Below are 22,423 nucleotides of genomic sequence, written 5' to 3'. Positions count from 1 at the left end.
GCGCTCTCAGAAATCGGCTGTTCCACCCCCACCTCGTTGGAACGACGAAGGGCAACTCCCCATGAGACGCAAGAAAGTCGTGCGCGCCGCCGCGGCCGCACTCCTCATGCTCGGCGGCCTCTCCGCGGCGGGCACCCTCCCCGCCTCCGCGCAGACCGCCGGCGAAGCCCCCGCATCCAAGAGTCTGCTGACCGCGATGCAGCACGACTTCGGGCTCACCAAGACCCAGGCCGAGGCCCGCCTCAAGGCCGAGCGCGCGGCCACCGACCTGGCCCCGAAGGCCCGCACGACCGCCGGTGCGGCCTACGGCGGCTCCTGGTTCGACGCCCGCAGCGGCCGGCTGACCGTGGCCGTGACCGACGACGCCTCCGCGAGCGTCCGCGCCGAGCTCCGCGACGCCGGGGCCACCGTGCGCACGGTGGAGCGCAGCGCCCGCGAGCTGGACGCGGCCAAGGCGCGCGTCGACCGCCTCAAGGCGCCCAAGTCCGTGACCAGTTGGCATGTCGACCCGAGCGCCGGGTCCGTCGTGATCGACGTGGTCCGCTCCAAGGCCGCCGACAACGATGTCCAGCGCTTCCTGGCGAGCGCCCGCCAGGCGGGTCCCGTCACCGTCAACAAGGTCGCCGAGTCCGCGAGCACCCTCGCCGCGGGCACGGTCGGCGGAGACCCGTTCTACACGGGCAACGTCCGGTGCTCCATCGGCTTCTCGGTCTACGGCGGCTTCGTCACCGCGGGGCACTGCGGCCAGCCGTCCGCCGCCGTCTACGGCTGGGACCGGTCCTACGTCGGCAACTTCCAGGGCTCGTCGTTCCCCGACAACGACTACGCCTGGATCAACGTGGGCAGCGGCTGGTGGACCGTACCGGTCGTGCTCGGCTGGGGCACCGTCTCCGACCAGCTCGTGCGCGGCTCCAACGTGGCCCCGCCCGGCACCTCCATCTGCCGCTCCGGCTCCACGACCCACTGGCACTGCGGCACCGTCCTCGGCCTCAACGAGACCGTCAACTACAGCCAGGGCGCGGTGCACCAGGTCACTAGGACCAACGTGTGCGCCGAACCCGGTGACTCCGGCGGCTCGTTCATCAGCGGCGACCAGGCCCAGGGCGTCACCTCCGGCGGCTGGGGCAACTGCTCCAGCGGCGGCGAGACCTGGTTCCAGCCGGTCAACGAGATCCTGAGCCGCTACGGCCTGACCCTGCACACCGCCTGACCCTCCGCGCACCAGGGGCCCCGCGGGCGACCTGCCCGCGGGGCCCTTCGCGCCCTCTTGCGCAGCCCTCGGCAGAACTTGTTTCATCCTGCATGAGTCACCGGGCAGAGAAAGAGGCCGCATGTTCACCACCCGTCCCACCCTCCAGGGCACCTTCGGCATGGTGTCCAGCACCCACTGGCTGGCCTCCCAGTCGGCCATGGCCGTGCTGGAGGACGGCGGCAACGCCTTCGACGCCGCCGTGGCGGGCGCGTTCGTGCTGCACGTCGTGGAACCCCACCTGAACGGCCCGGCGGGCGAGGTCCCCATCCTGCTCGCCCCGGCCGGCGGCGAGGTCCGGGTGCTGTGCGGCCAGGGGGTCGCCCCGGCGGGCGCCACCGTCGCGCACTACCGGGGCCTGGGACTGGACCTCGTACCCGGCACCGGGCCCCTCGCGTCCGCCGTGCCCGGCGCCTTCGACGCCTGGCTGCTGCTTCTGCGCGATCACGGGACCAAACCTCTGGACGAGGTCCTGAAATACGCCATCGGATACGCCGAGGACGGCCACCCGCCCGTGGAGAACGTCACCGCGACCGTGGAGAGCGTGCGGGAGCTGTTCGAGACGGAGTGGACGAGCTCGGCCGAGGTCTACCTGCCGGGCGGCCGCGCACCCCGCCCCGGTGAGCTGCTGCGCAACCCCGCCCTCGCCGCCACCTGGAAGCGCCTGCTGGCCGAGACCGCGGGCGCGGGCGACCGCGAGGCCCGCATCGACGCCGCCCGCGCGGTGTGGCGTACGGGCTTCATCGCCGAAGCCCTGCTCCGCCAGTCCCGCCGCCCCACCCTCGACTCCACCGGCGCCCACCACACCGGCACCCTCACCGAGGCCGACCTCGCGGACTGGACGGCGACCTACGAGGCTCCGGCGACGTACGACTGGAACGGCTGGACCCTCTGCAAGGCGGGCCCCTGGAGCCAGGGCCCGGCCCTCCTCCAGCAGCTCGCCCTGCTCCCGGCCGACCTCCCGCCCTACGGCAGCGCCGACTACGTCCACCTGCTGATCGAGGGCTGCAAGCTCGCCATGGCCGACCGCGAGGCGTGGTACGGCGACGCCGCGAAGGCGCCGCTCACCGAGCTGCTGTCGGACGAGTACAACACCGGCCGGCGGGGCCTGATCGGCGCCGACGCCTCCTGGGAGCTGCGGCCGGGGAGCCCCGGCGGGCGCACGCCCCGCCTGCCGAAGCAGGTGCACGCGCGCGTGCCGCACGGCGTCATGGGGGTGGGCGAGCCCACCGTGGCCGTACCGGGCGAGCCCCGCGTGAGCGCCGACGGCACCACGCGCGGGGACACCTGCCACCTCGACGTGGCCGACCGCTGGGGCAACATGATCGCCGCCACGCCCAGCGGAGGCTGGCTCCAGTGCAACCCGGTCGTGCCCGAACTGGGCTTCCCGCTCGGCACCCGGCTCCAGATGACCTGGCTGGAGGAGGGCCTGCCCAACACGCTGACCCCCGGCCGCCGCCCCCGTACCACCCTCAGCCCGTCGCTGGCCCTGCGCGACGGCGTGCCCGTACTCGCCTTCGGCACCCCCGGCGGCGACCAGCAGGACCAGTGGCAGACGCACTTCTTCCTCGCCGCCGCCCTGCGCGCACCCGTCCGGGGCGCCCTCGACCTCCAGGGCGCCATCGACGCCCCGAACTGGCACAACGACAGTTTCCCCAGCTCCTTCTACCCGCGCGGCCAGGAGCCCGGCAGCGTGACCGTCGAGTCCCGCATGCCCGAGGCGGTCGTCGCCGAGCTGCGCCGCCGAGGGCACGACGTCACCGTGGGACCCGCCTGGTCGGAAGGCCGGCTGTGCGCGGTCGCCCGCGACCCCGCCACCGGCGTCCTGTCCGCCGCGGCGAACCCACGGGGCATGCAGGGGTACGCGGTCGGCCGCTGAGGGTTTTCCACAGGCTCCGCCGAGGGTTTTCCACAGGCCGGAGAGGCCATGTCGGCGGGACGTGGTCTCATGGACACATGATCGAAGACACGGAAACCATCGAGGAGTTTCTCGCCCACCACTCCGCCGACGTGGAAGAGGCGATCCGGAAGGCCGCCGCCACCGAGATCCTGCCCCGCTTCCGCCGCCTGGCCGAGCACGAGGTGGACCAGAAGAGCGGGCCGCACGACCTGGTGACCGACGCCGACCGGCTCGCCGAGCGCCGCCTCACCGAGGAGCTGAGCCGCCTGCTGCCCGGCTCCGTCGTGGTCGGCGAGGAGGCCGTGCACGCGAACCCGGCCACGTACGACGCCATCCGGGGCGACGCACCGGTGTGGATCATCGACCCGGTCGACGGCACCCGCCAGTTCGTGCACGGCAACGACGGCTTCTGCACCCTGGTCGCGCTCGCCCACCGGGGCACCGTGCTGGCCTCCTGGACGTACGCGCCGGTCCGCGACCAGTTCGCCACCGCCGTGCGCGGCCAGGGCGCCTTCCTGGACGGGGAGCGGCTCTTCGCCGGGCCGCCCGCGCCGGGCCGGGACCTCAGGGTGGCCGTCTCCCACCCCGACTACACCACCGAGGAGCAGAAGCGCGCGCTGCGCGCCCTGTGGACCGACGGGGTCGCCCCGCGTTCCTGCGGCTCGGCCGGCCTGGAGTACCTGGCGATCGCGCGGGGCGAGACCGACGCCGTGGCCTTTTCCTGGGAGGCCGCCTGGGACCACGCGGCGGGCCTGCTGCTGGTGGAGGAGGCGGGCGGCGCCCACCTGACCCTCACCGGAGAGCCCTTCCGCATAACCGGGGGCAACGCGCTGCCGTTCACCGCCGCCCGCGACGCCACCACGGCCCGCCAGGTCGGGGAGCTGCTGCGCACCGGGTGACGTTGAGCGGCCGGGGCCGGTGAGGATGCCCCGGCCTATGCTGATCCGAGTTGCCATCGGCTGACGAGGGGGTCGGAAGGTGCCGTCGATGCTGGACGCGGTCGTGGTGGGAGCGGGGCCGAACGGACTGACCGCCGCCGTGGAGCTGGCCCGCCGGGGCTTCTCCGTGGCCGTCTTCGAAGCGCGGTCCACCGTGGGCGGCGGCGCCCGCACCGAGGAACTCACGCTGCCCGGCTTCCGGCACGACCCCTGCTCGGCCGCGCACCCCCTGGGCATCAACTCGCCCGCGTTCCGCGCCATGCCGCTGGAGCGGTACGGGCTGCGGTGGCTCCACCCGGAGCTGCCCATGGCCCACCCGTTCCTGGACGGCAGCGCAGCCGTGCTGGCCCGCTCGGTCGCGGAGACCGCGGCCTCCTTCGGCCCGCGCGACGCGGGTGCGTACCGCCGCCTGATCACCCCGTTCCTGCACCGCTGGGACACCCTGCTGCGGGACTTCATGTCCCTGCCGCTGACCGCGCTGCCGCGTGACCCGCTCACCCTGGCCCGCTTCGGCCTGGCCGGCCTGCCGCCCGCGACGGCCCTGATGAGCCGCTTCCAGGACGAGCGGTTCAAGGCCCTGTTCTCCGGTCTTGTCGCCCACGCGATCGCCCCGCTGAGCGGCTTCGGCACCGGAGCGATCGGCCTGGTCTTCGCGCTCGCCGCGCACGCGCGGGGCTGGCCGGTCGCCCAGGGCGGCTCCCAGTCGATCTCCGACGCGCTCACGGCGTACCTGCTCGACCTCGGCGGCACCGTGCACACCGACTACGAGGTCAAGCGGGTGGACGACCTGCCACCGGCCCGCGCCTACATCTTCGACACCTCACCGACGGCGCTGGCCCGCATCGCCGGCTTCGGCAACTACTACGACGGCTACCGCTACGGCCCCAGCGTCTTCAAGATCGACTACGCGCTGGACGGCCCCGTCCCGTGGACCGCCCCCGAGGCCCGCGTCGCGGGCACGGTCCAGCTCGGCAAGAACCGGGCCGAGATCGACCGAGCCCTGCGCGCCGCGTCCCGCGAGGGCCGCGCCCCCGACCCGCCGTTCCTGATCACCGTGCAGCCCAGCGTGGTCGACCCCACCCGCGCACCCGAGGGCAAGCAGGTCTTCTGGGCGTACGGCCACGTCCCGAACGACTGGCAGGGCGACCTCACGGACGCGATAGAACGCCAACTGGAGCGCTTCGCCCCCGGCTTCCGCGACCGCGTCCTCGCCCGCGCCACGGCGGGCCCACCCGAGTTGGCGTCCCGCAACGCCAACTACATCGGCGGTGACATCGCCTGCGGCGCGGTCGACGGCCGCCAACTCCTGCTGCGCCCCCGCCCCACCCTGTTCCCGTACCGCACCCCCCACCCCGCCGTCTTCCTCTGCTCCTCCGCGACCCCGCCCGGCGCGGGGGTACACGGCATGTCGGGCCACAACGCGGCGAAGGAAGTCTGGAGGAGGCTCCGCCAGTCATGACCACCATCACGCTCGTCCAGGGCGACATCACCGAGCAGCGCGTGGACGCGATCGTCAACGCGGCGAACTCTTCCTTGCTGGGCGGGGGAGGGGTGGACGGGGCGATCCACCGGCGGGGCGGCCCCGCGATCCTCGCGGCCTGCCGCGACCTCCGGGCCGCCCACTACGGCGGCGGCCTCCCCACGGGCGAGGCGGTTGCCACGACGGCGGGGGATCTTCCGGCGGAGTGGGTCATCCACACGGTGGGGCCTGTCTGGCAGGGGCCGGGCTCCGATCCGTCTTTGCTGGCGTCCTGCTATCGGGAGTCGCTGCGGGTGGCGGATGAGTTGGGGGCGCGGACGGTGGCGTTTCCGGCGATCTCGACGGGGGTGTACCGGTGGCCGGTGGGGGAGGCGGCGCGGGTCGCCTTGGACGCGGTGCGGTCTGCTCCGACCGGCGTGGAGGAGGTCCGCTTCGTGCTTTTCGATGAGCGGACGTTCGAGGTGTTCGCGGGGGAAGTGGAGTGACGATGGCGGTTCAGGGATTCCGGTGCCGCGCCGGTAGCTGATCCCTCCGATGACGTGACGACGGCCGACGAACGGCCGCCCGGCTTCCTTCCGTTGCTCGGGGAAGCAGGGCGGCCGGGGTGCCCACCGCTCATCGGTCAGCAGGCGTGCGTGCGCCTGCTCGGGATCACCGAGGCTGGTAGGCGGTTGCTAGCACGGAGACGGTGACCTGATCGGGCAGGGGGTGGTCATCGGCCAGGTCCGCAGGACTCAAGTGGCGTGCGCTCGGCGTCATTGCCACCAGGTCCAGGGCATCCCGCCTGGTCAGGGTCACGGGGTACTCGACCTGTTCGGTGACGACGCTGTCGAAGAAGGGAGCCAGCGCCCGGTGCAGGCGCTGTTCCTTGGCCGGATCGACCGTGATCATCGCGGGTAGCCGGCCGCGGAGTTCGGCCAGGTGCCGCCCAGTGGGACGGACGACGATCAACCGGCCGGTCGGACGCAGCACGCGGTGGAACTCCGCCGGATTGCGTGGGGCGAACACGTCCAGCACGACATCGGCCACCCCATCGGCCAGCGGGAAGGGACGGAAGACGTCCCAGGCCACCGCCGCGGCTCGTTCGTGAACCCGGGCTGCCGCGCGGAGCGCGCGCACCGACGTGTCCAGGCCCAGACCGCGAGCGCCGGCCAACTGGTCGAGTATGCCGCCCAAGTAGTAACCGGTGCCGCAGCCCACGTCCACGACCGTGGGCTGCTCGGACACGGCGTCGGCCACCAGATGGGTCACAGCCTCACGGAGGGGTGCATAGGCACCGGCGGCCAGGAACCGGCTCCGGGCTTCGACCATGGCAGCGTCGTCGGCGCTGGTGGCGCGGCTGCCTGTCAGCAGGCCCGCGTATCCGTGCCGTGCGACGTCGAAGGTGTGGCCGACCGGACAGCGCAGCGCGCCACGGTCGGGGTTCAGGGGGCGAGTACGACACGTCGGGCAGCGCAGCAGGTCGAGGAAGAGTTCGAGGGCAGGGGGAAGCAACACGGGCACGGGGCACTCCTGGCCGGGGTGAAGGGAAGAGACCGTGTCTGCGTGCGGGCCCGGAGCGGCACTGCCCCGGAGCGGGGCGTGCGGCGTCGTAAGCGGGGTTCAGGCAGCAGACACACCAAGGAGGGCGATGCCGTCCGGCGTCGCCCTCATCGTCTTCCGATCAGAGGAAGCAGTGGCGGGGGGTGCTCGTGAATGCCATGTCTTGAGTCTATGGCTGCGGGTGAAGCGCCGTGTGCTTCAACGAGGTTGAGGGAGTGGGCAGGCGCTTAGAAGGCGCTTGGCGTGATTGCTGCCGCGTCGCCCCTGACCTGGGGCTTTCCGTAGGGCGGAGGTGAATTCTCCGTGTCTTCGGCACGCATTCGACAGGGGACGTGAACGTCACCCGACTGTGGTCACCAGCGGGCTCCGAGATCACAAAAAGCCTGCCCCCGGCGGGCTGACGCGGTTCTCCTGAGGAGGCACTGTGACACTCGCGGCTCGAAAAGTGCCCACCGTGGGTACAGACTTCCACGCGGCGGGCCCGCAAGGTGGTGCTCAGGACGTCAGCGGCTCTGGACTCATCGATTTACCGTCCGGTGGTAAAGACATCACACCTCGGATGTCGGATCCTTGAGGACACAGGAGGGGGGTGGTTCGTGTGAGAAGGTCCCTCAGGGAGTCTCTGTAGCGAGGGCAAGATCATCGGTTGATCGGAATCTCGTAGACGATCTCGCAGTGAGCGACGGGCACAACGATGTCCGCCGTCTCCACGGGCCGCCCTTGGTCGCTGTAGTACGTCCGCCGGATGTGCGTGACGAGCGCGGCCTTCTGGATGCCGAGTAGCGACGCCTCCTCGGCGGTCGCCTGCCTCGGCTCCGGCTGCTCCACCGCATGGCTGACGGTGATACCGATCGCGGCCATACGGTTCACGACCCCGGCGCCAGCGTGCGGTCCTCCCTCGGGAAGGACGACGAGGGTGCCAGCGGTGAGGTCGTACGGCTCCCAGCTCGTGGACAGTTGCACCGGCCTGCCGTCCGCGAGGAACTCGTACGTCGTCCGTACGCACAACGCGCCCTCGTCGACCCCCAGCCGCGCCGCGATCTCCGCCGGGGCTGGCACCTTGGCGTCCGTCCGGCTCTCCCAGTCGCCCTGCCTGCCGACGGCCTTCATGTCCGCCCGGAACGGTGAGCCACTGGGCTGCTCCCGCGCTGAAGACCGTACGACCCGCACGCGCTGCCGGGGCTCGGCGACGTACGTGCCCGAACCGGCACGACCCTCCAAGACCCCCTGGGAGATCAGCAACTCCTGCGCCCGGCGCACCACGTTCTCGCCGACGCCGCACTCCTGGCCGATCTGAGCGCGGGAGGGCAGGCGGTCTCCCGGCTCCCACACACGTTCCGCGATCCGGCGCCTCAGCTCATCGGCGATGCGGAGGTACGGCGGTTGCTCAGACATATGGAAAATCTAGTCCACTAGCCCTAATCTAGTTAACTAGCTTCACTGAAAGTGATCGCCGGTTGACGGAGGCTGCCCTGTGCCCGCTTCGGGAGTTCGCGCGGAGGCCATCGCCGCCCGGCTGTCCGCCTTCGGATTTCTCACGCGAGTGGAGGAACACCCCCGGCACACGACGGTCGAAGCGGAGATGCCGGACGACGTCTCCGCCGAGACATGGCGAGAGGTCCTGGACGCGGTGTCCACGGCCGACCAATTCGGCCTCCTCGCCACCAGCTTGAACGCCCGCACCCTCTGGGCGGTCGTACGCAAAGCGGTCCCCACGACGGGCGATGTCGGGGGACCGAGCCATCAGCGATAGGAGCTGAGCAGCGTGCTCAACCGTATCCGCCGCGCCCTTGCCCTAGCTAGGGTGCGGACCTCGACCAAGGGCAGGCATCGCCGCCCCTTACGGCCCTCCCACCCGTCGGCCGAAGCCTTCTCCCTGGCGCCCACGGACGCATCGACCGTTGTCCTGCATCGGTCCACCGCATTGACGGCTCATCTGGCCCCGCTTGCGGGTGAGAAAGTCGCCCTGGTCCGCCCGTACGTGCTGGCGTGGGAGAGGCGCGCGCGGCCTCGCGCCGTGCTTGTCGCCCCTCACCTCTCCGCCGAAGCATGGTCGGCCCTTGCGGGGGTCCACTGATGCCGCCCTGTCGACAGTCATCGATCACGGAAGGCATGCCGGGCCCCTGCCGCTCGACCGCCTGCCACATCGGCACGCATTCCGCTTGCGTGGAGTCGGCGCCGGCACCGGCACCCATCGATCTTCCGGTGATCTATGAAGCGTGCGACTGCCTGTGCCATAGGGCCGTCGACCTGCCTGCGTCCGTGGTGGTGACGCGGTGAGGCCCCCGATCGCCGGTAGCGCACCGGTAACGAGCGTCGAAATCACTGCCAGTACCGTGCAGCGCGGCGACGTCATCCAACTCGGCGGCAGAGCCTGCCGCGTGAGCGACCTGCTCCAGCTTCCTCACGGTGCGAAGCAACTCGTCTTCGAGTCGGGCGAGCTGCTGACCATGCACACGCGTACCCGACTCGTCGCCGCGCGGCCTATGAGAAGGCGGTGACGGTACTCGTGCCACCTCGCCACCATGACATCGCCGACGACCTACGGCAGCAGATCACCTCCGGCCGTCTCCAACCCGGCGAACGACTCCCATCCGAAACGGCCCTGGCCGAACAGTACGCCGTGAGCACGGTGACACTGCGCCATGCCCTCGCAGTGCTCCAGGGCGAACGCCTCGTCGAGAAAATCCACGGCAAGGGCAACTTCGTCCGACGGGCACCACGCAAGATCATGTACGTCGGCGGCTGGGGAACGCTGGACCTGTTGACGGCCACTGGACCGGCGTTGCGCATCACCGTTCGTAGCGCCACGATCCCGGCCCGCGGCAGCCTCGCAGCTCTCTTGATGGTGCCGACAGGCAGCCCCCTGGCGGAGCTCTCCTGCCTCAGTCTCGATGGCGATACGCCCCAAGGACTGGCCCGCATCTACATGCCACGCGCCCTGGCGCCGGCCGGAGTGCTCGACGACGCCCCCGCGCGCCGAGAAGCGCTCGCAAGATTCGCCGTCCTCGGCCCGTCACCGGCCGCCATCCGAGAGACGGTCTGCGCTCGCTCAGCGACACCGGACGAAGCCTCGGCCCTGAAGATCCCTTCCGCGACGGCTGTCCTCGCTATCACCCGCATTGCCACCGACTCCAGCGGACGTGTCACCGAGGTCGCGCTCCTGGCGTTCCCGGGAGACCGTGTCGACGCGGTCTTCACCTCCCACCACGTGATCAACGAGAGGCATCCCTCGCCATGACAGCCCCGAGCGAACTCCGGCTTCTTCCTTGGGTGGGTCCGGAAGGCAAGCCCTGCTACCTGAGCACCGGCGACCGTAGTGGCTACATCTCCCGCTTGGCAGACGACGTCGAGTCGGCCCAACTCGACGTCGCTACTGAGTTGCTGGACCAAGTCTCGGACACGCTCGACGACGCGGGCGCGGACCCGGACGAGGTCCGCAGCCTGGCACGGGACTTGGCCAGTGCACTGCGCGACGTATTGCGGGTCGCGATCAGCCGAGGCTGCCTGTTGGCTGTCAGCGATCCGCACAAGCTCTAAGGACTGCCACGAAACGGCGCCTGCCAAGACAGGTCCATTCGAACGGAGGCAGGAGCCTAGGCATCAACTGGGTTACTCCCTCAGTTCGTTGGGCGGATCTTGCTCGACTTCCTTGTGCCTCAGAGACCAGCAGCCTGACGCATGCCGACGGAAAGAAACACCCATCTTGCCGTACGGCCACCCCTGGGCGGAAACGCGTTGAGTCTGAGCGCTCTGAACTGGTACTTCGCGGCTGCGGGCTGCGCTTCGTCTGTCACTGTCGGTCGCCGTTGGCCGGCCTTGGGTGCCCTCGCACGGCCCAGGGACGGCCCAGCCCGACCCGCGCGGACCGAGCGAGTCGGCTCCGTTGTCGGTGTGGGCGGCTACCGTGCATCCGCCAGCGAGGGCAACACCATGGGGAGGGGCTTTGGGAGCCAAGACGGGATTTCTGGTGTACGCCGATGGCGACGTGCCGCGGCTGCTACGCGAAGTGGGCGCAGCGGATCTGGAACAGACCGACAACATGATGCGGCGGCTCTACCCAGGCTGGGAGATCGAGGAGAGCGAGGTCTCGAAGCTCAGCGGGGGCGTTTACCCGCCGGAGGGGACGGCTTACGCGGCCAGCTGGCCGGGCCTGGAGTTCATCGGTGACCAGAGGGTGATGATCGACGCTCCCTCGGAACTGCCGGAGCACCTCGTGGCGGCAAGCGCCGGCCGACGGCTCGTGCTTCACGCCATGCACAGCGTCGTGGACTGGCTCGCGTTCGCCGTATGGGAGGACGGCCGGCTCGTCCGCTCCGTGAGCCTGTCCCCGGACAGCGGCATCATCGAGAACATCGGCGAACCCCTCCCCTTTGAGCTGCCCTACTGGTCCGGGGATCGCCCGGCCGACGTCATCCCCTGGCCGGACGAGGACGAAGAGCCGTACCCACTGCCCTTCCACCCCTTGGAACTTGGCGAAGACGCACTGCGAGCACTCTGCGGCTTCGTCCTGGAGGGCCACCTCGAATCGGACGACATCGACGCGGACAACATCCACCTGCACGGATTCCGGGTCCGGGATCCGCACGGCCTTGATCCCGCAGAGCAGCAAGCGGCCATGGAAGCCATGAGTCCGCCGCGCTTCTTCACCGTGAGCCCAGACGGCTCGCTCATCGAGCGCGATGGCCTTTAGCTCGGGACTTCTTCGTCCCGAAGCAACTTGGGGCGGCCGTTGTACTTGGACTGCGGCTCGTGTCACCTGCGCTGATGGTCCGCTGACGTCCACGATTGTTCGTGGATGTGCGCCGCGGTTGTCACGCAGTTAGACACTCACCGCTGTAGCTCCATCAACTCGTCGACTGCTCGGAGATCTGCCGAGGTCTGCGGTGAAGAGGGGGTGGGCAAAGGTCCCCACGAGCCACCTTGGGACTATGTTGCAGGCCGCAGACCCCACCCCCTCATCAACTGACCAACACGCTTTCCAACTGTGTTGGTGGGGTCTCGGGCTGCGTGCGGGGGCGTTCACCTGCGTTCATTGGCGGCTGGCCGCCGATGCGGGTACGGCTTCAGGACTCGCCTGAACGATCGTGGACGGGGCTGAATGAGACGGAAACTGAGACGGCCGTCCATGCTCCTAGAGCCGACATCGCCACCATGGCGCGTCCAGACTGTCAGTCGGGATGACCTTGGCCCTGGCCAGGATCTTCGCGTCCAGGGCCCGCACCAGGGCCCGCAACTCACGCGCGCTCCTCCTGGGCAGGGCGTGAATCACGGCTTCAAGGTGACCGCGGAAGTCGACGCCGTAACACCCGCACTCAAGGATGCCGCAGTCAGGACCTAGTGGGTCCGCAAGCTGCCTGAGAGGGCCGTGGGCTAGGGCCTTCCAGTGCCAGAACGCCTCTTCCGTGGCTTCGGGCCAGAAACGGGTCTTCTCAAGCCGCCGTATGTCAGCAGTGCAAGATCCGGAGAGGCGATCAATGAACGGGTACCGTCGCTGCCTCGGCCGGCGGCTAGGAAGGCCGCCCCGCAGGGCTGACGGGCGCCTACGCGGCATTGCCCCTTCGGTTGTGGGTCATGCGGGCAAGGTACAGAACGACATGCTCGGTGGCCACCGCGTATCGGGTGACTGAAGCTCTGAGCTTCGGAAGCTTGGGTCTCTTACGGCCGATTGCTGGGCTGACCTGCGGCGGAGCGGCTACGGAACCTGCCTGGCTGGCGGCCGGGTCACCGCTTTCCCCGTGGCTTCCCGCCTGACCTGGCACGGTTCTGGCACGCCGACACGGGTGATCTCTCGTTGCTGGGCTTGGCCCCCTGGATGCTACGAATCAACTCAGCTGTCTGCGCTGACCGTTTCGCCCCCACTGTTGTCAGTGGGCCCTCATACAATCGGAGTTGACCGGCATGGTCCTGATGCGAAGGAGGTGAATGATGGCCAAGAAGGGAAGCGGTGGCAGCTCCGGGAGCAAGGCCCGGAGCGCCGTAACCGGCCGGTACGTGACCAAGAGCTATGCGAAGGCTCACCCACGTACCACGGTGGTAGAGACTCCGAAGAGGCGTTCCGGCAAGAAGTGACCTCTTGAAGTCCAAACAGGGAGGGGTGTCGCTCACGCGGCGCCCCTCCGCTCCTCCCACCATATCGACCCGTACGCGGACAGCTAGCCGCGGGGACGTCCGATCAGGACAACATTGAAAACCGTCGTGGCAGCGATATCACCGTGGGTTCAAATCCCACCACCTCCGCACAATGAGCAGTGAGAACGGCGCCCGACCAGGAACATCGGTCGGGCGCCTTCCTCATGCGCGGTGCCTGCTAGTGACCGTGGTTCCCCGTGAGTTCCCGGTCTACCGGGCACGGATGGGGCACGGCTTCAGTCGCCCTGGAACCACAGATAGCTGCCTGGAGTGCTGGCGCACTGCTCCAGCAACCTTGCCAGGTCGTCCAAGGCACGGAGCTGACGCTCATCGGTGCACCGTTGCCGTAGATCGGGGATCTCACCGAGAGCAACGGCAGCCTCCTGCTCGTTCATCAGAGCATCCCCGTACGGATCTACGGCGGTCAGCCGCCCAGGCACTCCGAGCAGCCGTAGCAAGCCGATCGCATCCGCCAACGCGTCCCCGTGCCCGAACGAACTCTGTATCAGCGTCGCTCGGGACTTGCGCCAGTTATGCGTTGGCCGTGCTGAGTGCAGCTCCACGTCTATCCCCACGGGCTCATGATGCCTGCTACAGAGGCTCAGCATCTGATCCGTAGCTCTAGCCAGCTCGGTCAGTGACGGTCATACAGGCCGCGCTTCGGGTCGACAAGGACGCTACGGGACGGGACCGGTCGCGCTGGTTGCTGTACTCCGCTGCTGTACAGCTAGCGCTCTTCGGCCCACGACCGGAACATCGTCAGGAGCTCGGTCAAGTTGCCGGGACCGCAGGCGCCGTCGAATTGATGGTCTATCACTCGCGCGAAGATCCAGTCATTGGGGCCGCGCCTGATGGTCTGCTCGGGGTACTCGCGCTCTTCGAGCGAAGTGTCCTCAAGATCAATGGTGATGGTCCACCCAGGGTTGTCGAGCGTCGCGATCTTGACACCCCATTCGTGCTCCCAATCGCCGTCGCACTGCTCGGCGTACCACCCCTACAGCCAGCCAAGAACGCTGTCCGAGTCGCTCATAGCCGCTGATCCTAGGCGTGGCGGGTGCCCACGGCCTGTGGACTCTCGACGAGCCGCTCAGCTTCCTCCCGCAGGCACATCCGAACGCGCCCGTCATACTGTGCGCGTGAACCGTGAGGGACTCGTGGCTCTGTTGCAGAGCAATGGGAGCGATCGCTCACGCGAGGCAGTCGAGCGCCTCGCTGCGGGCGCTGAGTTTGTGGTCTGGTCCAACAATCCTGTCTCGGCTCGTCGCCTATGGGATGTTTGGGCGTGGCGTGAGGAGTGCCTGCTTGAGCAGGGCATCAGCAAGGCAGGGCTAGCCGAGGCAGTTCGCGCCCTGCGAGCAGCCGGGGATGATCCGATCTGCCTTGGTGCTATCTACCCGGCTGACCGGCGGCAGAATTGCACTCTCTTCTTGGCCGGAGACCTCGGAAGCTGCGTCGCTTGCATGTAGGCCCCATGTGCGATCGTCGCCAGCGATGGTGAGAGGTCGGCTCCGAGACTCTGGGCTGGAGCTACCACCGTTGGCCCACGATCAGTGGACTGTGGCTGGGGGCAAGCTGGTGCGGCGTCGTTCATTGCTTGCCGACCGTGCAGCGCCCCGAACGCAGGCTTTGCACTCTGACCTCATCCTTACCAGGTCGATCGCAGGGCACAGTCGACCGTGACCAGCCAGCCCAGCGCTTCGGGCGAGCGTCCGCTGAGAACTGGTGTCGACCGCCGTGATCCGCGCTTGTTGGTGTCAGCTGCTGATGTCAGCACCCGGGATCATCCCTGTATGACGCAGAGCGAATACGTGCTGAGGATGGCCGATCTCCGGCGGGCCTGTTCTGTACTCCTGGACGAGACGGAACGCCGGTTCGGCGTCGAGGTGGACCTCTCCAGGGTGTCTGCGGACTACTACTGGAGTCTCGACCCTGCGACTGCGTTCGACATGAGCGAGACGCCGACAGCACCGCTTGGCTGCGGACAGGTCAGTGACGACGTCGCCGAGATCGCCGCGCTTGTGCGGCGCGGCCCTGAGGACGTGATCCCCCTGTGGCACGACCTCGATCACCTCGCTGGCGTGCTGCGCCTTCTTGCATACCTCGATCTGCCGCAGTAGGGCCAGGCGGAAGAATCTTGAAAACCGTCGTGGCAGCGATGTCACCGTGGGTTCAAATCCCACCACCTCCGCAGGTGAACGGTCCCTGACCAGGTATATCGGTCAGGGACCGTCGTGCTGTGCGATGGCCGTGGGTGACCGTCGTTCCCCGGTGTTCCCCGCTCGATCGGGCACGCCGGGGGCACGGTCAGTCTTCGGCGGGACTGTGTGCCGTGAGGTCAACCCATATCCACGGCTTGTGATCCCAGTCGCGTACCTCGCCTATGACTAGGTCGATGGTCGTCCCCACTGGCGGCAGGTCCCGCACGAGGCGCTTCACTCCCGGCTCGCTTCCGCGGCGAATCGTGTCCAGTGAGGCGCCCACCGGGTCGTACTCGTCGAGCTTTGCCGTGAGGCCCCATGGCTGGTGACTAGTGATCGTTGCTTGGACTGTTTCGCCCTGCCGAAGCTCGCTGAGAGGCCGTCTCGGTTCATCTGCCATGGCGGCATCCTCCTCAACCCACCACTCACCCCAGCTCCCATCCCGTCCGCCGTCGACCCACACACCGTGGAGCGGGCGTGGTTCATGGCGTCCAGGTGGAGCGCGCCACTGTACGAACGACCTGGACGCCATGGGCCGCGTCTGCTCGGCTTTGCCTGGGTCGGTGGTGGACGGGATGGGAGCTCTCAACGCTCGCCACGATGTTCCCGCGGCCGGGAACGGCGCCCCTCCATCCCGGTGCCGGCCGATCCCCCGCCGGAGGCATCGTCTGTGACCGGTGGCCGAGCGCACGTCGGGTGATCGACGCATGCCACCGGGCCTATCCACATGTGGGCGGGCGTCGGCGCAGCCGGGGCGGAGCGGGCCGGAGGCAGGAGCGGCGCCCCGAGCGGAGCCGGGAAGCCCGCCCGGCGGAGCGGAGCGCAGCCGGATGCTTGATGAAGTAGAGAAGGTCTTACCCCGCTGGGATCAGGCGCTTGCCGTCATGGCTCCGCACGTGAGGCCCGTTGCCGTCCAAGGCATCCAGCAGCCTGACCGCGAAGACCTCCGACATGCGCTCACTGACCTTGGGGGCTCTCTCGGACGCCGATAGGGCTCGACCGTAGACGGCGGCTGGAGGCTGCCGGAGATCTGCCCGAGCGGCCGGATGTCGGCTGACGGAGGCCCCCGAAAACTTCGACACGTATTCGACACGGCCACCCGCCAGAACCCGGTGACAGCCGGACGGCTCCGGAGTCTCCCCATGATCGTCGGGGGAGAGGCCGGGGCCTCGTCATGTCTACCGAAACAGCGCCTGACCAGCAAAAAGCCCTTCCCGAAGGAAGGGCTTGGACGCGCGCCCCCGGCGGGACTCGAACCTGCGGCCAAGCGCTTAGAAGACGCCTGGCGTGTCGGTCAAGGTGTCTCGCGCATCCCCTCTATCCCGCTGGCAGAGCAGTGGCCGATGCTGCTGCGGGCCGCTGGCTGCCCGGTTGGCGTTGCCCTCTTTGAAGGGTCTCTTGCCCCCTGTTGGGTGAGCTCTTGATTGCCAGGTACTTTGTGATGCAAAGTTACTCCGCAGCGGACGACCATCTGGGCGTTCGTGCAAGGGCGTTGGTGAAGCGCCGGTCATGAGGGGGACAGATGGAGACATCCGCACCGGGTAGCGCGGGATCGGATCCGAGGGCGACTGCGGCGGCACTGTTGGCCGCGACGGAGGACCTCCGGGCTGGGACTCGCAGGCAGACCAGGTGGGCATGGACTGCACTTCTGGGCTTCGGGCTTCTTGCGCTGGCGGCCACTCCTGTCGCCCGGTACGCCTTCAACTTCGGAGCTCATGGGCGAAACATCGGGTCCTATCCGGCCTTCGCCTACGCCGAGTTGACCGGTCTCTGTGTCGTCCATGAACCGGGGGCCCCTTGTCTGAAGGGAGAGTTCGACGGAGCCGTCCTGCGCTTCGTGGCATGGGGCGTGTGGTTCGCGGTTCTTCCCCTCGCATGGTTCGTCTTCGCCCGCTGGTATCGCCTGCGGGGGGAGGCTCGAGGTGTCGTACCTCGGCGCGGTATGTGGGTTCTTGCAACCTTCGTGGCCACCACCGCGATCACGGCGGCTCTGGCGCTACTGCTGTTCGGCAAGGACCAGCCGTGGGAGGCCGTACTGCTGGAGAACAGCTACGCCTCACCGTGGTACCTGGTCGACATCGGACTTCTCGGCCTCGGCATTGCGGAACGCAGTTGGATCGTCGCAGCGGCAGGCACCGCTCACGCCCTACTGCTCACGGGCTACCTGGGGGCCTCATGGGGGAGCGGATGGCTTCCGTGGCAGCACCCCGCCCACCCCGGGTTGACGGACGGGCCGCAGGCCAAGGCGTTTCTGCTCGCCGCGATTCTGCTCATCGCCGGTCTTTGCGAGTGGACGACGGTCCGTCGCCGGGGCGTACCAGGTCCAGCCGGTGCAGGTACGGTCGTCTCATGAGCGTCGAAGGCTCGGCCGTCACGCAGGACGACCAGGAGGAACCCCATCCGACCCAGGCGCTGGACGACACCGTCCACCAGCGTGTGCGGCTCGGTGTCCTCACTGTTGCCCGCGAAGCCGACCGGGTCGAATTCAGCTTCCTGAAGAAGCAACTGGCCGTCACCGACGGAAATCTCTCCAGGCACCTGAAGGTGCTGGAAGAGTCCGGGCTGATCATCCTTGAGAAGGGCTACGCCGGTCGACGTCCTCGTACGTGGGTGACCCTCACCCGCGAAGGTGCACAGGCCCTGGACGTCGAACTGCGGGCTCTACGGGCACTCGTGCTTCGTCTTGAGGCTCCGCGTCAGGTGCCCGACACGCCCGGCGCGTGATCAGCGGGCGGGAATTGCTCACCAGTCCCGCCACCGGTTCGTGAGTTCGCGTCGGCCGAGACCGTGCCCGACGGTGAGGGGCGCGACGTCGACCCCCTGCTCAAGGCATGGCGCTCCCACGAAGTCAGCGGGCCTCGGCCGGCCGGAGATCCTCCGTCACCGGCGCGAGAACCGCCTTCGGCCTACGCGGCCCGACCCCGCTCAACCCCGCGCTCATCGCCAGCGCGACCCCCGCCGCCGCCAGCGCCGCCCGTAGCCCGGTCAGGAAGTGCCCGGAGGACGCCTGGCCCACGAGCAGCCCCATCACAGCCACCCCGACGAGCCCACCCAACTGGCGTGAGGCGTTGAGGACTCCGGAGGCGATGCCCGCGTTGACGGGGGCCACCGAGCCGAGCATGGCGTTGGTCATGGAGGGCACGACCAGGCCGAGGCCGAAGCCGGCGACCACGAACTGCGCGACCATCCGCACATACGAGTCCGAGCCGACGACCGGGATCATGGCCAGGTAGCCGAGGGTGGCCAGGGTGTTGCCGGTGATCAGGACGGAGCGGGCGCCGTACCGCTTGACCAGCGGGCCGCAGCACAGGTTGGCGATCATGATGGCGGCCGTCATCGGCAGGAACGCGAGGCCCGCGGTGATCGGGGAGTAGTTCCAGACCTGCTGGAAGAACAGGCTGAAGACGAAGATCAGGCCGTAGAAGGCGAAGTTGAGCAGCGCGCCGATGAGCGAGGTCGCGGTGAACGCGGGGCGGCGGAACAGGTGCAGCGGGAGCATCGGGTCGTGGGTACGGCGTTCGGCGGCGAGGAAGCCGGTCAGTGCCAGGACGCAGACGACCAGGCAGGTCAGCACGGTGGCCGAGGTCCAGCCCTGCGCGTTGGCCTCGACGATCGCCCCGGTCAGCGCGCCCAGCCCGACCACCGCGAGCAACTGGCCCGGCAGGTCCAGCGAGCGGACCACGGAGGCGTCACGGGCGGGGGCGGGGCGGGCGTAGGCCCGGACGAGGACGATACCGAGGGCGGCGATCGGGAGGTTGACGTAGAAGATCGACCGCCAGCCGAGCGCGTCCACCAGCAGGCCCCCCACCACCGGGCCCAGGGCCAGGGCGAGGCCGCCCGCCGCCGCCCACAGGCTCACCGCGCGGGTGCGCTCGGCGGGTTCGGGGAAGTTGGTGTTCACGATGGACAGCGACGACGGCACGATCATCGCGGCCCCCGCGCCCTGGAGGACCCGGGCGGCGGTCAGGGCGACCAGCGTGGGGGCGGCGCCGCAGATCAGCGAGGTCACGGCGAAGAGTGCGAAGCCCCACATGAATATCCGCCTGGGGCCGTAGCGGTCGCCCATGGCGCCGGCGGTCAGCAGGAAGGCCGCGAAGGTGAGGGTGTAGCCGTTGATCACCCACTCCAGGCCGGAGAGGCTGCCGCCGAACTCGGCGCCGAGGGCCTTGATGGCGACGTTGACCACGCTCACGTCGAGGATGACGACGACGAAGCCGAGGCACGCGGCGAACAGGGGCAGTCCTGGCCGGGTCTTGTGCGGTGAGGTCTGGGGCACGGGAGTCTTCCTTCCATGCGTGCCGAGGCGGAACAGCGAGAAGGGGGTGCGGTGAGGTACGGGAGCAGGGCGGTACGCCGGCGTCTCCGGTAGACTGTTCGTCGATGGACGAACAGTCAGAGTGTACGCAGATCATCGAACACTCTGCAATCCGTGCGCGCCCGGTGGGTACGGATCGAGCGAGACGGGACGGAGAGATCAGCCATGGCGGCACAGACCCCTCGGCAGCAGGACGCGGCGAGCCACCGCACCCCGCCGGTCCACGCGGCCCCGGACGAGGTCGCGCTGGAGACGGCCCTGCTCGCCCTCGCCGACCCCGTGCGCCAGACCCTGGTGCGGGAGTTGGCCGGGGCCGGGGACTGGGAGCGGGCCTGCGGCAGCTTCGACGTGCCGGTCACCAAGGCGACCCTCAGCCGCCACTTCGCCGTGCTGCGCGAAGCGGGGCTCCTGGAGCAGCGGGACGCGGGGGCCAAGCGCCTCAACCGGCTTCGCAAGCCGGAGTTCGACGCCCGGTTCCCCGGTCTGCTGGACCTGGTCCTCGGGCACGGAGGTGCCGCCCCGCGGGCGTGAGCACCGGCCCGGTGTGCGGGAGTCGTGCTCCCTCCGTGTTGCGCCAGGAGGTCCCTACGCGTCCGGCGCCGTGCTTCGCAGGGCCGGGGTGCCGTCGCCCGCAGTGCGCGGGGCCGGGATCGCCGGGCGGGCGTTCACGCGCGTCCGGCGTTCGTCCGACTTCGCGCACAACTCCCGTACGGCCGAGGCGAATCGCTCGGGGGAGGGCGGGTCGGCCGGACCGAGCAGGCGCTCCTTGAGCTCGGCGCGGTCGGCCGCGTACCGGTCCCGGCGCGGATCGCGCACCGACTCCAGCAGCTCCGGCACGCCCTCCGCGTCCGGGGTGAGCACGGCGCCGGCGGACACGGTGGGGAAGGCGGCCCGGAAGTCCTCCTCAGGCAGCCCCGAGGTGTTGGCCACGGCATAGGGCTTCTCGCTGCTCAGCCAGTCCGACACCACGCTGGACACATCGCTGATCAGCAGATCGGCCGCGTTGAAGCAGGCGTAGAGCGCCGGACGGGCACCGGTCACGATCAGGTGCTCCCACTCCGGGTGCGAGGCCCAATACGCCCTCTCCCAGGCGGCCGTGGCCCGCGCGATGCGGGACTCGCGGTCGCCGTCCGGGGTGCCCTGGAGCATCATCCGTTCGAGCTCGTCCGCCGCGCCACGGAACGCGGTGGAGGTGAGCCGGTCCAACTCAATTGTGGCGCGCAGGATTTCGGCTTCGGCCTCCGGGCCCGGGCGGGTGCCGGAACGTTTCGCGTTCGCCGCGTGGATCAGCGCCCGGACGCGCGCGTCGGCCGCGCCCGCGCGCGGGTCGACCGAGCCGGTCATGGGGTGCGGCTTGTACAGCAGACGCACGTGGGGGTCGGCGAGCAGTCGCCGCACGATGTCCTCGCCCGCGAGGACCACCGAGGTGTTGCCCGGATTGCCGTCCCAGCCCTCCCACGTCGGGGCGTACAGCACGGTGGTGTACGGGCCGGAGGGCGGCCCCGAGTGCGCGCGGATCGCGGCCAGTTGGGGGCGGCCCACCTCCACGACGTCCCCGTCCTCGACGCCGACGTCGGCGAGCGCGTACCGCTCCCGCGCCGCCGGGCCGGCCACCCACACCTCGTCGTACGCCTTGGCGTAGGGGTTGCAGGAGGAGAGCTTGTCGCTCTCGCCGTGGTTGACGAACGCGTGCTTGATGGCGGGGATGCGCAACACCTGGGAGGTCTTGCCGGAGTTGGCCGGGTGCAGCATCGCCTTGAGCGTCGAGTTCTCCAGCGCGAACAGCGTGGCGACCTTGGGGAAGCAGAGGACGGGTACGTCCGTCGCGTCGATCTTCTGCACCATGAACCGCTCCCGCAGCACGATCAGCGGCCGCTCCAGCCCGGACAGCGTGGAGAGCCACATGTTCGCCTGGTAGGCGGAGGAGGCGCCGCCGGAGAAGTACATCGCCACGGTCGGCCGGTACTCGGCCAGCCAGTCGTCCAGCCACTCCATCACCTGCGCGTCACCCGCCGGGCGGTTCTCCGGCAGCAGCCAGGTGGCCAGGCGCACGACGCCCATGCCGATCAGGGTGAGGGAGGCGGCGAGCCCGGCGAAGCCCCATTCGGCCCGCGCGGTGCACGCGGTGACCAGGAGCCCGGCCGTCGCCGGGATGGAGAACGCCAGCAGGCGGTGGCCGGCCCGGCGGGCCAGGACGCGCGGCGGTGCGACGGTCGGGTTCAGCGCGCGGACGTCGATGTTGCGTGTCACGACCGGCAGGGTCCGGGTGCGGCGCACCAGCAGGGAGACCGCCTGGCAGGCGAAGTGCAGGACGTAGAAGGCGCTCGACGCGGCGAGCAGCGGGGGCATCTCCCGCTCCGGGTCGATCCCGTCGATCCGCAGCAGCGCCACCATGAGCAGCATGTCGCGCAGCAACTGCCGCACGGTCACGTCCAGTCGGATCCTGCTCAGCGTGGACAGCAGGGCCGGGCGCCGGTGCAGCAGGCCGGCGTCGAGCGCGAGACCGGCCGCGCCGGAGGCGACGAGGAGCGGCACGTCCGGCAGCAGCGCGCCCGCCAACTGCCCGGCGAACAGCAGGAACAGCGTGGATATCGCGCACAGCGCGGGCAGTCGGGTCCTGATCCTGGGAAGGAGTCCGGCAAGGGGCACGGTGGGAGCTCCTGCTGCTC

General features: G+C 69.5%; 20 protein-coding genes and 2 pseudogenes. 14 read left to right on the top strand and 8 right to left on the bottom strand.

What is annotated here, in order from left to right; translation table 11 throughout:
- Positions 1 to 61: 61 nt before the first annotated feature.
- From HEK131_RS20240 to HEK131_RS20220, 5 genes are all read left to right on the top strand, one after another.
- Complete coding sequence (locus HEK131_RS20240; protein WP_244336447.1) at positions 62 to 1,210, top strand: alpha-lytic protease prodomain-containing protein; 1,149 nt, start codon at positions 62 to 64, stop codon at positions 1,208 to 1,210.
- 121 nt (positions 1,211 to 1,331) lie between these two features.
- Entirely contained in the window at positions 1,332 to 3,128 is a 1,797-nt protein-coding gene (locus HEK131_RS20235; protein ID WP_244336446.1) for a gamma-glutamyltransferase family protein, read from the top strand.
- A gap of 77 nt (positions 3,129 to 3,205) precedes the next feature.
- Positions 3,206 to 4,048 carry an inositol monophosphatase family protein gene (locus HEK131_RS20230; protein WP_217465253.1) on the top strand — a complete coding sequence of 281 codons (843 nt, stop codon included), beginning with the start codon at positions 3,206 to 3,208 and terminating at the stop codon, positions 4,046 to 4,048.
- Positions 4,049 to 4,127: 79 nt separating this feature from the next.
- Positions 4,128 to 5,546, top strand: coding sequence for a phytoene desaturase family protein (locus HEK131_RS20225; protein ID WP_244336445.1), 1,419 nt, complete (start codon positions 4,128 to 4,130; stop codon positions 5,544 to 5,546).
- Positions 5,543 to 6,052: an O-acetyl-ADP-ribose deacetylase gene (locus HEK131_RS20220; protein ID WP_244336444.1), complete on the top strand. Its 510-nt coding sequence runs from the start codon at positions 5,543 to 5,545 to the stop codon at positions 6,050 to 6,052. Before HEK131_RS20225 ends, HEK131_RS20220 begins: the two co-directional genes overlap by 4 nt.
- Positions 6,053 to 6,218: 166 nt before the next feature.
- Here HEK131_RS20220 and HEK131_RS20215 read toward each other — a convergent pair whose 3' ends face one another.
- Positions 6,219 to 7,070 (bottom strand): putative RNA methyltransferase, encoded by an 852-nt coding sequence (locus HEK131_RS20215; RefSeq protein WP_244336443.1) that lies wholly within the window; start codon positions 7,068 to 7,070, stop codon positions 6,219 to 6,221.
- Positions 7,071 to 7,748: 678 nt separating this feature from the next.
- Positions 7,749 to 8,504, bottom strand: coding sequence for a GntR family transcriptional regulator (locus tag HEK131_RS20210; RefSeq protein ID WP_244336442.1), 756 nt, complete (start codon positions 8,502 to 8,504; stop codon positions 7,749 to 7,751).
- A gap of 79 nt (positions 8,505 to 8,583) precedes the next feature.
- On the opposite strand from HEK131_RS20210, the gene HEK131_RS20205 reads away from it, so the two are divergent.
- The 5 genes from HEK131_RS20205 to HEK131_RS20185 all read left to right on the top strand — a co-directional run bounded on the left by HEK131_RS20205 (position 8,584) and on the right by HEK131_RS20185 (position 11,802).
- On the top strand, positions 8,584 to 8,862 hold the full coding sequence (locus HEK131_RS20205) for a hypothetical protein (protein ID WP_244336441.1): 279 nt from the start codon (positions 8,584 to 8,586) through the stop codon (positions 8,860 to 8,862).
- 523 nt (positions 8,863 to 9,385) lie between these two features.
- Complete coding sequence (locus HEK131_RS20200; RefSeq protein ID WP_244336440.1) at positions 9,386 to 9,610, top strand: hypothetical protein; 225 nt, start codon at positions 9,386 to 9,388, stop codon at positions 9,608 to 9,610.
- On the top strand, positions 9,607 to 10,350 hold the full coding sequence (locus tag HEK131_RS20195; protein WP_244336439.1) for a GntR family transcriptional regulator: 744 nt from the start codon (positions 9,607 to 9,609) through the stop codon (positions 10,348 to 10,350). The genes HEK131_RS20200 and HEK131_RS20195 overlap by 4 nt, the downstream gene beginning before the upstream one ends.
- Before the next feature lie 95 nt (positions 10,351 to 10,445).
- Positions 10,446 to 10,649 (top strand): hypothetical protein, encoded by a 204-nt coding sequence (locus HEK131_RS20190; RefSeq protein WP_432215652.1) that lies wholly within the window; start codon positions 10,446 to 10,448, stop codon positions 10,647 to 10,649.
- 406 nt (positions 10,650 to 11,055) lie between these two features.
- Positions 11,056 to 11,802 (top strand): DUF6928 family protein, encoded by a 747-nt coding sequence (locus tag HEK131_RS20185; RefSeq protein WP_244336435.1) that lies wholly within the window; start codon positions 11,056 to 11,058, stop codon positions 11,800 to 11,802.
- Between the two features lie 1,675 nt (positions 11,803 to 13,477).
- Here HEK131_RS20185 and HEK131_RS20180 read toward each other — a convergent pair.
- Both HEK131_RS20180 and HEK131_RS20175 read right to left on the bottom strand, forming a co-directional pair.
- Complete coding sequence (locus HEK131_RS20180) at positions 13,478 to 13,636, bottom strand: hypothetical protein (RefSeq protein ID WP_244336433.1); 159 nt, start codon at positions 13,634 to 13,636, stop codon at positions 13,478 to 13,480.
- Between the two features lie 332 nt (positions 13,637 to 13,968).
- Positions 13,969 to 14,220 (bottom strand): annotated as a pseudogene (locus HEK131_RS20175) (immunity 53 family protein); the annotation flags it as partial.
- An 811-nt stretch (positions 14,221 to 15,031) separates the two neighbouring features.
- Between HEK131_RS20175 and HEK131_RS20170 the strand changes: the two are divergent.
- Positions 15,032 to 15,358 (top strand): hypothetical protein, encoded by a 327-nt coding sequence (locus tag HEK131_RS20170; RefSeq protein WP_244336431.1) that lies wholly within the window; start codon positions 15,032 to 15,034, stop codon positions 15,356 to 15,358.
- Positions 15,359 to 15,545: 187 nt separating this feature from the next.
- On the opposite strand, the gene HEK131_RS20165 is transcribed toward HEK131_RS20170, so the two are convergent.
- Both HEK131_RS20165 and HEK131_RS20160 read right to left on the bottom strand, forming a co-directional pair.
- Positions 15,546 to 15,839: a hypothetical protein gene (locus HEK131_RS20165; protein ID WP_244336429.1), complete on the bottom strand. Its 294-nt coding sequence runs from the start codon at positions 15,837 to 15,839 to the stop codon at positions 15,546 to 15,548.
- A gap of 454 nt (positions 15,840 to 16,293) precedes the next feature.
- Positions 16,294 to 16,407: pseudogene (locus HEK131_RS20160) on the bottom strand (NUDIX hydrolase); the annotation flags it as partial.
- A gap of 995 nt (positions 16,408 to 17,402) precedes the next feature.
- Between HEK131_RS20160 and HEK131_RS20155 the strand changes: the two are divergent.
- Positions 17,403 to 17,792 (top strand): hypothetical protein, encoded by a 390-nt coding sequence (locus HEK131_RS20155; RefSeq protein WP_244336427.1) that lies wholly within the window; start codon positions 17,403 to 17,405, stop codon positions 17,790 to 17,792.
- Positions 17,789 to 18,163 carry a winged helix-turn-helix domain-containing protein gene (locus HEK131_RS20150; protein ID WP_244336425.1) on the top strand — a complete coding sequence of 125 codons (375 nt, stop codon included), beginning with the start codon at positions 17,789 to 17,791 and terminating at the stop codon, positions 18,161 to 18,163. Before HEK131_RS20155 ends, HEK131_RS20150 begins: the two co-directional genes overlap by 4 nt.
- A 124-nt stretch (positions 18,164 to 18,287) precedes the next feature.
- On the opposite strand, the gene HEK131_RS20145 is transcribed toward HEK131_RS20150, so the two are convergent.
- Positions 18,288 to 19,715, bottom strand: coding sequence for an MFS transporter (locus HEK131_RS20145; protein ID WP_244336424.1), 1,428 nt, complete (start codon positions 19,713 to 19,715; stop codon positions 18,288 to 18,290).
- A gap of 204 nt (positions 19,716 to 19,919) precedes the next feature.
- On the opposite strand from HEK131_RS20145, the gene HEK131_RS20140 reads away from it, so the two are divergent.
- On the top strand, positions 19,920 to 20,285 hold the full coding sequence (locus HEK131_RS20140; protein WP_244336423.1) for an ArsR/SmtB family transcription factor: 366 nt from the start codon (positions 19,920 to 19,922) through the stop codon (positions 20,283 to 20,285).
- 54 nt (positions 20,286 to 20,339) lie between these two features.
- On the opposite strand, the gene HEK131_RS20135 is transcribed toward HEK131_RS20140, so the two are convergent.
- The gene (locus tag HEK131_RS20135) at positions 20,340 to 22,403 is read right to left on the bottom strand and encodes a hypothetical protein (RefSeq protein ID WP_244336422.1); all 2,064 of its coding nucleotides are present in this window, start codon (positions 22,401 to 22,403) and stop codon (positions 20,340 to 20,342) included.
- Between the last annotated feature and the right edge of the window lie 20 nt (positions 22,404 to 22,423).

Source organism: Streptomyces seoulensis, assembly GCF_022846655.1.
GTDB lineage: Bacteria > Actinomycetota > Actinomycetes > Streptomycetales > Streptomycetaceae > Streptomyces.
This window is presented reverse-complemented; position numbering and strand designations above follow the sequence as displayed.

What these genes read in the sequence shown, in the direction of transcription:
- HEK131_RS20240 (WP_244336447.1), top strand. Translation starts at nt 62, where the DNA reads ATGAGACGCAAGAAAGTCGTGCGCGCCGCCGCGGCCGCACTCCTCATG.
- HEK131_RS20235 (WP_244336446.1), top strand. Translation starts at nt 1,332, where the DNA reads ATGTTCACCACCCGTCCCACCCTCCAGGGCACCTTCGGCATGGTGTCC.
- HEK131_RS20230 (WP_217465253.1), top strand. Translation starts at nt 3,206, where the DNA reads ATGATCGAAGACACGGAAACCATCGAGGAGTTTCTCGCCCACCACTCC.
- HEK131_RS20220 (WP_244336444.1), top strand. Translation starts at nt 5,543, where the DNA reads ATGACCACCATCACGCTCGTCCAGGGCGACATCACCGAGCAGCGCGTG.
- HEK131_RS20210 (WP_244336442.1), bottom strand. Translation starts at nt 8,504, where the DNA reads ATGTCTGAGCAACCGCCGTACCTCCGCATCGCCGATGAGCTGAGGCGC.
- HEK131_RS20180 (WP_244336433.1), bottom strand. Translation starts at nt 13,636, where the DNA reads ATGAACGAGCAGGAGGCTGCCGTTGCTCTCGGTGAGATCCCCGATCTA.
- HEK131_RS20170 (WP_244336431.1), top strand. Translation starts at nt 15,032, where the DNA reads ATGACGCAGAGCGAATACGTGCTGAGGATGGCCGATCTCCGGCGGGCC.
- HEK131_RS20165 (WP_244336429.1), bottom strand. Translation starts at nt 15,839, where the DNA reads ATGGCAGATGAACCGAGACGGCCTCTCAGCGAGCTTCGGCAGGGCGAA.
- HEK131_RS20150 (WP_244336425.1), top strand. Translation starts at nt 17,789, where the DNA reads ATGAGCGTCGAAGGCTCGGCCGTCACGCAGGACGACCAGGAGGAACCC.
- HEK131_RS20140 (WP_244336423.1), top strand. Translation starts at nt 19,920, where the DNA reads ATGGCGGCACAGACCCCTCGGCAGCAGGACGCGGCGAGCCACCGCACC.